We start from the raw sequence: 10,528 nt of genomic DNA on the forward strand, positions 1-10,528 counted from the left end.
TCGTCCATTCAGGACAGTCCGAGTTCCTCGTCGATGAGGCCGAAGATCTCCTCGTCGCTCGCCTGGTCGAGCTCCTTCTCGACGGCGGGCACTGTCCGTTTCCCCTTCGCCAGCAGCGCTTCCAGCCGTTTCACCACGGCCGGGTCCGGGCTGGTCCCGGCCAGCGCCTCCTCCAGCCGGGCCAGTTCGGCCAGTCCGGCGGCCTGGCCCGCCGCCGCGTCCTCGAATTCGGCGCGCAGGTGCTTGGCCAGCGCGGCCGGGGTCGGGTAGTCGAAGACGAGCGTCGCGGAAAAGCGCAGTCCGGTGGCGATGTTCAACCGATTGCGCAGTTCGAGTGCGGTCAGCGAGTCGAATCCGAGTTCGGTGAACGCCCGCGCGGGCCCGACGGCGTCCGGCGCGGCGAAGCCGAGCACCCCGGCCACGTGCTTGCGCACGAGTTCGAGAAGCACCCGCTCCCGATCCGCCTCCGCGGCCTCGGCCAGGCGCTTGCGCAATGCGTCGACCGAATCGCCCGCCTTCGCCGTGTCCCGGCCGCGCGTGCGCACGAGGCCGCGGAACAGCACCGGCACCTCGCTCACCGAGCCCAGGTCCAGGCGCATCGGGGCCAGCACCGCGTCGTCCCCGGCGAGTGCCGCGTCGAACAACGCCAGGCCCTCCGCCGCGGACAGGCCGACGACCCCGGCGCGCGTCATCCGGCTCCGGTCGGCCTTGTCGATGCCCGCCGTCAATTCGCTCGTGTCCGTCCACAGTCCCCATTCCAAGGCCACCGCGGGAAGTCCCCGTGAGCGCCGTTGCCGGGCGAGTGCGTCGACGAAGGCGTTCGCCGCCGCGTAGTTGGCTTGGCCGGGACCGCCGAGGAGCCCGGCTGCCGACGAGAACAGGACGAACGCGTCGAGGTCGAGATCCCGGGTGAGGTCGTGCAGGTTCAGCGCCGCGTCGGCCTTGGGGCGGAACACGGCGTCGAGTCGCTGCGGCGACAGGGATTCGACCACGCCGTCGTCGAGCACGCCCGCGGTGTGCACCACCGCGGTCAGCGGGTGCTCTGCCGGGATCTGGTCGAGCACCGCCGCGAGGGCGTCCCGGTCGGCCGCGTCGCACGCGACGACGGTCGCCTCGGCACCCAGTTCGGTCAGTTCGGCGACCAGCTCGGTCGCTCCCGGCGCGGCGAGTCCGCGACGGCTGAGCAGCACGAGATGGCGCACATTGTGCACGGAGGCCAGATGCCGCGCGACGAATCCGCCGAGCAGGCCCGTGCCGCCGGTGATCAGGACCGTGCCGGCCAGGACCGGGGGCTGCCCGGCAGCCGGTTCGCGCTTCTCGAGCCTCGGCGCCCGGACCACGCCGTCGCGGATCGCGAGCTGCGGCTCGTCCAGCGCCAGCGCGCCCGGCAGCCGTTCGCGGGACGCCAGGGCGCCGTCGAGGTCCACCAGCACGAACCGGCCCGGGTGCTCCGACTGTGCGGACCGCACCAGGCCCCAGACCGCGGCGGCGGCCAGGTCCTCGCCGTCGACCGCTCCCCGGGTGAGCAGGACCAGCCGGGAATCCGCGAACCGTTCCTCCGCGAGCCAGGACTGGACAACGGTCAGCGCGGAATTCGCTGCCTCCCGCGCCGTCCGGCCGGACGCGCACTCCGCGAACACCAGCTCGGGCGGGTCGTCCTTCGCCAGCTCAGTCAGATCGGAATAGCGGTCGACGTCGAGGTCAGCCAGCGCGGACGGTTCGCCGAGCACCGCCCATCGGGCAGGCTTGGCGCCGGCGACCGGCTGCTGGATCCAGGCGAGCCGGAACAGCGAGTCGCCTGCGGGCCGCTCAGCGGCGAACTGCCCGGCCGGGACGGGCCGGGTCACCAGCGACTCGACCACCGCGACCAGCTTCCCGTCGGAGTCGGCCAGGGACACCGCCACGCCGCCCGACTCAGTCGGCGACAACCGGGCGCGCAGGGCGGAAACCCCGGTGGCGTGCAACGAAACCCCGGACCAGGAGAACGGCAGCCGGGGCTGACCCGCCGTGTCGTCGCCGGGCACGAAATCGCCGGCCACGACCCCGTGCAGCGCCGCGTCCAGCAACGCCGGATGCACCGCGAACGATCCCGCGTCCACGCCCTCGGGCAATCGCGCCTCGGCCCAGATCTCGTCGCCGTGCCGCCAGACCGCGGAAAGCCCTTGGAACGCAGGCCCGTAGTGCAGACCCAGCGCCGCCATCCGGTCGTAGACCTCGCCGACCGGGATCGCCTCGGCGCCGACCGGCGGCCACGAACCCAGTTCGGCGGACGGCGATTCGGCCGCGGCGGACAACACGCCGGTCGCGCGCCGCACCCAGGCACCGGACAGGTCTTCGGACTCCGGCCGCGAGTAGATGTTCACCGTCCGGTGCCCGGAATCGTCCGCGCCGCCCACCGCGACCTGGACCTGCACCCCGCCGCGTTCGGCCAGCAGCAGCGGAGTCTCCAGGACGAGTTCGGCCAGGACGTCGCAGCCGGCCTGGCGGCCTGCTTCCAGCGCGAACTCCACCAGTCCGACGCCCGGGAACAGGACCGAACCCAGTGCGGAGTGGTCGGCCAGCCACGGCTGCGTTTCGAGCGAAAGCCTGCCGGTGAACAGCACCCCGTCCGACTCCGGCAGCCCGACCGCCGCGCCCAGCAGCGGATGTTCGGCCGAGGTCAGGCCGAGGCCGCGGGCGTCGCCCGCCGGGGCGACCGCGTCCAGCCAGTACCGCTGCCGCTGGAAGGCGTAGGTCGGCAGCTCCGTCCGGCGGGCTCCGGTGCCGGCGAAGAAGGACGTCCAGTCCACCGCGGCACCGTGAGTGTGCGCCTCGGCCAGCGAGAGCAGGAATCGGCCGAATCCGCCGTCGTCGCGGCGCAGCGTTCCGATCGCCGCCGCGGCTTCGCCGGTGTCCTCGATGGTTTCCTGCAGTCCGGTCAGCAACACCGGATGCGCGCTGATCTCGACGAACACGCGGTGGCCGTCGGCCAGCAGCCGTCGGGTCGCGTCCTCGAAACGCACCGTATGGCGCAGGTTCCGGTACCAGTAGTCAGCGTCGAGAGCGGTGGTGTCGACCGGTTCGCCGGTCAGCGTCGAGCAGAACGGGATCTCCGCCGGTCGCGGGCTGATCGGAGCCAGGACCTTCCGGAGTTCGTCCTCGATCTGCTCGACGTGCGGCGAATGAGAGGCGTAGTCGACCGGTACCCGGCGAGCGCGTACGCCCTCGGCTTCGCACACCGTGATCAGCTCGGCCAACGCCGCCGGTTCCCCGGAAACCACGACCGTGCCCGGACCGTTCACCGCGGCCAGCGAGATCCGGTCGCCGAACGGCTCGCTTCGTTCGCGCACCCAGTCCGCGGACGCGACCACGGACACCATCTCGCCGTGGCCTGCCAGCGCGAGCAGCGCGCGGCTGCGCAGTGCGGAAACCCGGGCACCGTCCTCCAGAGACAACGCCCCGGCGACACACGCCGCGGCGATCTCGCCCTGCGAGTGACCGACCACGGCGGCCGGCTGAACGCCGTGTGCCCGCCAGACCTCGGCCAGCGACACCATCACCGCCCACAACGCGGGCTGAACTACGTCGACCCGGTCCAGTGGGGGTGCGCCCGCGACACCGCGAAGCACGTCCAGCAGTGACCAGTCCACAAAGGACGCCAACGCCGCCGCACACTCCGCGAGACGCTCCGCGAACACCGGACTCGACTCCAGCAGGCCCAGCGCCATCCCCGCCCACTGCGAACCCTGGCCAGGGAACACGAACACCACGTCGCCGGATTCCGCGGCGGTGTTCACCACCACGCCCGCGAGCTGCTCGCCCTCGGCCACCGCGGCCAGTCCGCGCAACAGTTCGTCCCGGCTTCCAGCCACCACGGCCGCCCGGCATTCCAGCGAGGCCCTCGTGGTGGCAAGGGAATACGCCACGTCCGCCGCCGTCCGGTGTTCGTCGGCCCGCACCCATTCGCCCAGTGTCCAGGCCTGCTGCCGCAAGGCTTTCTCGTTCTTCGCCGACAGCACCCACGGCAGCGACGCAGGCTGCTCGCCAGCCGGTTCGGTCGCGTCGGCCGCTTCGGGAGCCTGTTCGAGAATCACGTGGGCGTTCGTGCCGCTGGCGCCGAACGAGGACACCCCGGCTCGGCGCGGATGCGTGGTTTCCGGCCACGGCTGCGCTTCGGACAGCACCTCGACCGCTCCGGCGGACCAGTCGACGTGCGGAGACGGTTCGTCGAGGTGCAAGCTCTTCGGCAGCTGGCCGTAGCGCATGGCCTGCACCATCTTGATCACGCCCGCGACCCCGGCGGCGGCCTGGGTGTGCCCGATGTTGGACTTGACCGAGCCGATCCACAACGGACGGTCAGCGGGCCGGTCCTGCCCGTACGCGGCCAGCAGGGCCTGCGCTTCGATCGGGTCGCCGAGCGAGGTCCCGGTGCCGTGCGCCTCCACCGCGTCGACCTCGCCGGCCGCCAGCCCGGAGCTGGCCAGCGCCTGTCGGATGACGCGTTGCTGCGAAGGCCCGTTCGGCGCGGTCAGCCCGTTGGACGCCCCGTCCTGGTTCACCGCGGAACCCCGCAGCAGCGCGAGCACCTGATGCCCGTTCCGCTGGGCGTCCGACAGCCGTTCCACCAGGACCAGCCCGACGCCCTCGCCCCAGCCGGTGCCGTCGGCGGCCGCCGAGAACGGCTTGCACCGCCCGTCCCCGGCCAGTCCGCGCTGCCGGGAGAACTCGGTGAAGATGCCGGGATTGGACAGCACGGTCACGCCGCCTGCCAGCGCCAGCGAGCATTCGCCCGACCGCAGCGATTGCGCGGCGAGATGCAACGCGACGAGCGAGGACGAACACGCTGTGTCCACGGTGACCGCCGGGCCCTCGAAGCCGAACACGTACGACACCCGACCCGAGGCGACGCTCCCGGCGTTGCCGTTCCCGAGGTACGCCTCGACTCCGTCCGGAACCGAACTGGAACGCATGCCGTAGTCGTGGTACATCACGCCCGCGAACACCCCGGTCGCGCTGCCGCGCAAGGCGTGCGGATCGATTCCCGCGCGCTCCAAGGCTTCCCAGGCGGTTTCCAGGAGCAGCCGCTGCTGCGGATCCATCGCCAGCGCCTCGCGCGGGGAGATGGCGAAGAAGTCGGCGTCGAAATCGGCCGCGTCGTAAAGGAAACCGCCCTCTCGGGCCCGGCTGACGCCCTCGTGCCCGGGCGCGGCCGCGAAGTCGTACAGCCCGTCCAGGTCCCAGTTCCGGTCGTCCGGGAGTGCGGAGATCGCGTCGGTTCCGCCTGCGACCAGCTGCCACAGGTCCTCAGGCGAGGCCACGCCGCCGGGGAAACGGCACGCCATGCCCACAATCGCGATGGGTTCGTCGGCGGGCTTCGCCACCGGCGCGACGGTGGCGGGAGCTTCGGATCCGACGAGCTGGGTCTGCAACTGCCGGGCCAAAGCGGCGGGCGTCGGATGGTCGAACACCAGCGTGGCAGGCAGCCGGAGCCCGGTGGCGGCGTTGAGCCGGTTGCGCAGTTCCAGCGCGGTCAGCGAGTCGAAGCCGAGATCGGTGAACGCCCGCGAGGCCCCGATGGCGCCGGGCGCGCTGAAGCCAAGCACCCCCGCCACGTGCGTGCGAACCACTTCGAGCAGCACCCGTTCCCGCTCGGCCTCGCCCACGCCGGCCAGCCGCTGGCGCAGTCCGTCCGCGGAACCTGCCCGGCCCGCGCGCCGGGCGGGCGTCCGGACCAGCCCGCGAAACAGCGGCGGAACCGCAGCGGCCGTCCGCAGGGCAGCCAGGTCCAGCCGGACCGGGGCCAGCACGGCCGCCTCGGAGCCGATCGCCGCGTCGAACAAGGCCAGACCGGCTTCGGCCGACAGCGCTGTCATCCCGGAGCGGTTCATCCGGCCGACGTCGGATTTGTCCAGGCTGCCGGTGAGTTCGCTGGACTGCTCCCACAGCCCCCAGGCCAGCGAGACGGCAGGGAGGCCCTCCGCGCGGCGGCGCTGGGCGAGTGCGTCGAGGAAAGCGTTGGCCGCGGCGTAGTTGCCCTGCCCCGCGCTGCCGAGGAGACCGGCGGCCGAGGAGAACAGCACGAACATGCTCAGGTCGTGATCGCGAGTCAGCTCGTCCAGGTTCCGGGCCGCGTCCGCCTTCGGGCGCAGCACAGTCTCGAGTCGTTCTGGCGTCAGCGACGCGACCACTCCGTCGTCGAGTACGCCCGCGGTATGCACGACACCGGTCAGCGGATGCTCGGCGAGGACAGCTGCCAGCGCCTCCCGGTCGGCCGCGTCGCACGCCACGACGGCGACTTCAGCCCCCAATTCGCGCAGCTGCTCGACCAGTTCCGGGGCTCCCGGCGCGTCCATTCCTCGACGGCTGAGCAGCACCAGCTTCCGGACGCCGTGCTCGGTCACCAGATGCCGCGCGACGATCCCGCCCAGCGTTCCCGTGCCGCCGGTGAGCAAGACCGTGCCACCGGTCGCCGGGTACTCCACAGTGGACGGTTCTCGTTCCAGCCGGGGCACGCGCACCGCGCCGTCGCTGATCGCCAGCTGCGGTTCGTCCAGCGCGAGCGCGCCGGGCAGCTGGTCGTACGAGGCCAGACCGTCGACGTCCACCAGCACGAGGCGTCCGGGATGCTCGGACTGCGCCGATCGCACCAGTCCCCACACCGCGGCACCGGCCAGGTCGCTGCCGTCGACCGCACCCCGGGTCACCAGTGCGAGCCGAGTGTCCGCGAGCCGTTCCTCGGACAGCCACGACTGGATCGCGGCCAGCGCGGCGCCGACGGTCGCCCGGACGTCATCCCGCTCGTCCGCGCACTCGACGAGCACGACGTCCGGCAGTTCCTCTTGGCGGGCCAACGCCGCGAAGTCGTCGTAGCGCGGGAACTGCGTACCGGCCGGGCCGACTATCGCGCAGGTGGTGTCCGCTGCCGGGGCGGGGATTTCGGTCCAGGTCAGCCGCAGCAGCGAACCCTCAGCGGTCCGCAGCTGGTCCGCCGATACCGGACGCGTGACCAGCTCGCCGACCACGCCGACCGGAACGCCCGCCGCATCGGCGAATTCCACGGAGACCCCGCCGGAACCGGCAGGGGCGAGCCGCACCCGCAGCGTCGAGGCCCCCGAGGCGAACAGCGAAACGCCCGTCCAGCTGAACGGCAGCCTGCTTTCGCCCGGACCGGCCGAGGCGTCCATCGCGATCGCGTGCAAGGCGGCGTCGAGCAACGCCGGATGGATGCCGAACTCGTCGGCCGCCGCGTCGTCGTTCAACGCGACCTCGGCGAAGATCTCGGCGCCACGCCGCCAAACGCCGGTCAGCCCCTGGAAGACCGGGCCGTAGTCGAGCCCGAACCCGGACAGCCGCTCGTAGGCGTCCCCGATCTCCACCGGCACGGCTTCCGGCGGCGGCCAGGCGGCGAGGTCGAACGACGGCGCCTGCCGCCGGGTGCCGAGCATCCCGCTCGCGTGCCGGGTCCACGGCTGGTCCGGCGTGTCGTCGGGCCGCGTGTAGACGGCCAGCGGGCGGGTGCCGGAGTCGTCCGGGCTGCCGGCCACCACCTGGACCTGAACACCGCCGGACGCCGGGAGCACCAGCGGCGCTTCCAGCGTCAGTTCCTCCAGCAGGTCGCAGCCGACCTGTTCGCCCGCGTGCAGCGCGAGTTCGACGAACCCGGTGCCGGGGAACAGCACCGAACCCAGCACGAGGTGGTCGGCGAGCCACGGCTGCGCCTCCAGGGACAGCCTGCCGGTGAAGAGGGAGCCGTCGGAATCGGCCAGTCCGACCGTCGCGGCCAGCAACGGGTGGCCGGTGGCGACGAGACCGAGACTCCGCACGTCTCCGCGCGGTGCGACCGGGTCCAGCCAGTAACGCTGGCGCTGGAAGGCGTAGGTGGGCAGATCGGTTGGGCGGGCATTGGTTCCGGCGAAAAAGACGTCCCAATCGACCGCGCCGCCGTGGGCGAAGACCTCGCCGAGGGAGGCCGTGAACCGGTCCAGGCCGCCTTCGTCGCGGCGCAGGGTCCCGATCGCCGCCGCGGCGGTGTCGTCGAGGGTCTCCTGCAATCCGGGAACGAGCACCGGATGCGGGCTGACCTCCACGAACACCTGGTAGCCCTCGGCCAGCATCGTGCGGGTGGCTTTTTCGAATTCGACGGTGTTGCGGAGGTTGCGGTACCAGTACTCCGCGTCCATGTCCGCGGTGTCGAGCACTGCGCCGGTCACCGCCGAGTAGAACGGCACCTGCTCGGACACCGGCGACACCGGGGCCAGCACCTCGAGCAACTCCGCCTCGATCTGCTCGACGTGCGCGGAATGCGAGGCGTAGTCCACCGGAACCTTCCGCGCCCGGACGCCGTCTCGCTCGCACCCGGCGATCAGCTCGTCCAGCGCATCGGGATCACCGGAGACCACGACCGAGCCCGGACCGTTCACGGCCGCGACGGAGATCCTTGGGCCAAGCCGCTCGCGCACCTTCTCCACCGGTTCGGCGACGGAGACCATCCCGCCCTTGCCGGACAAGACCGTCAACGCCTTGCTGCGCAACGCAACTACCCGGGCACCGTCCTGAAGCGACAACCCACCGGCGACCACCGCCGCGGCGATCTCGCCCTGGCTGTGCCCCACCACGGCCGCAGGCTTTACGCCGCGGGATTTCCAGACCTCGGCCAGCGACACCATGACAGCCCACAACACCGGCTGCACCACGTCGAGCCGCTCCAGAGCAGACGCGTCCCCGAGGACGTCCGGCAGCGACCAGTCCACAAAGGACTCCAACGCCGCCGCACACTCCGCGAGGCGCGCCGCGAACACCGGACTCGACTCCAGCAGGCTCAGCGCCATCCCCGCCCACTGCGAACCCTGTCCAGGGAAAACAAAGACCACCCCGCCCGGGCCGCCGGAGGCCGCTACCGGGGAAGCACCGTCGGCCACCGCGTGGAGACCGCGCAGCAACTCGGACCGGTCACGTCCGGTCACCGCGGCTCGGCAATCCAGCGCGGCACGGGTGGTTGCCAGCGAAAACGCCACCTCGGTCAGGCTCGCCCCGTCCGGCAGCCGAGCCGCCAGCCGACGGGCCTGGTCCCGCACCGCCGCTTCGCTCTTGCCCGACAGCACCCATGGCACCACGTCCAGCTCGCGGACGGGAGCCTCGGCGGGCTCTTCCGGAGCCTGCTCGACAATCACGTGAGCGTTGGTTCCGCTGATCCCGAACGACGAAACCCCGGCCCGGCGCGGCCGGCCCGACTCCGGCCACTCCCTGGACTCAGCGAGCAGCTCCACCGCGCCCGCCGACCAGTCCACATGCGACGACGGCTCGTCAATGTGCAGGCTCTTCGGCAACACCCCGTGCCGGATCGCGAGAACCATCTTGATCACGCCGGCGACGCCCGCAGCGGCCTGGCTGTGCCCGATGTTCGATTTGATCGAGCCCAGCCACAGCGGCCGCCCCTCGGCCCGGCCCTGACCGTACGTGGCGAGCAACGCCTGTGCCTCGATCGGATCGCCCAGCGTCGTGCCGGTGCCGTGCGCCTCGACTGTGTCCACATCGGACGATCCGAGCCCGGCGTTGGCCAGAGCCGCCCGGATCACCCGCTGCTGCGAGGGACCGTTCGGCGCCGTCAGGCCATTCGACGCACCGTCCTGGTTCACCGCGGAACCACGCACCACGGCGAGCACCCGGTGCCCATTGCGCTGGGCATCCGACAGCCGCTCCACCAGCAGGAGCCCGACGCCTTCGGAGAAGCCCGCGCCGTCCGCGGTCTCGGCGAACGATTTGCACCGGCCGTCCGGCGAAATCGCGCGCTGCCGGGAAAACTCCACGAAAATGCCCGGCGTGGACATCACCATCACGCCGCCCGCCAGTGCCAGCGAGCACTCCCCCGACCGCAGGGACTGCACGGCGAGATGCAAGGCCACCAACGACGACGAGCAGGCCGTGTCGACGGTGACCGCGGGGCCCTCGAAGCCGAACACATACGACACCCGGCCCGACAGCACGCTCGACACGTTCCCGGTGCCAGCGTGTCCCTCCGCGCCTTCCGCGGTGTTCGCGAGCAACCCCAGATAGTCCTGTCCGCTGCTGCCCGCGAAAACTCCGGTGGCGCTGCCGCGCAACGACTCCGGGTCGATTCCGGCCTGTTCGAACGCCTCCCAGGCCGTTTCCAGCACCAGCCGCTGCTGCGGGTCCATCGCCTGCGCTTCGCGCGGCGAAATGCCGAAGAAGACCGGGTCGAATTCGGTCGCCCCGGCGATGAACCCGCCCGAGCGCACGTGGCTCGTGCCCGGATGGTCGGGATCGGGGTCGTACAGCTCCGGAAGGTTCCAGCCCCGGTCGGCGGGAAAGCCGGAAATCGCGTCCGTGCCGGTGGAAACCAGGTCCCACAGGTCGTCCGGCGAGCTCACGCCGCCGGGGAACCGGCAGGACATCCCGATGATGGCGATCGGTTCCCTTGCCTTCTCCTCGACCTCACGCAGCCGTTCGCTCTTGTCCTGCAGTTCGGCGGTCACGAACTTGAGGTACTCCCGAAGCTTTTCCTCGTTCGACATCAGCACACCTCCCGCTC

1 protein-coding gene is annotated in these 10,528 nt (G+C 71.7%); it reads right to left on the reverse strand.

Features of this window, described 5'->3' with window-relative positions; all coding sequences use genetic code 11:
• Nucleotides 1-8 precede the first annotated feature (8 nt).
• Nucleotides 9-10,511, reverse strand: a complete 10,503-nt coding sequence (locus L3Q65_RS27865; protein ID WP_237597067.1) for a type I polyketide synthase — start codon at nt 10,509-10,511, stop codon at nt 9-11.
• Nucleotides 10,512-10,528 lie beyond the last annotated feature (17 nt).

Source organism: Amycolatopsis sp. FU40 (genome assembly GCF_021903635.1).
Classification (GTDB): domain Bacteria; phylum Actinomycetota; class Actinomycetes; order Mycobacteriales; family Pseudonocardiaceae; genus Amycolatopsis; species Amycolatopsis dendrobii.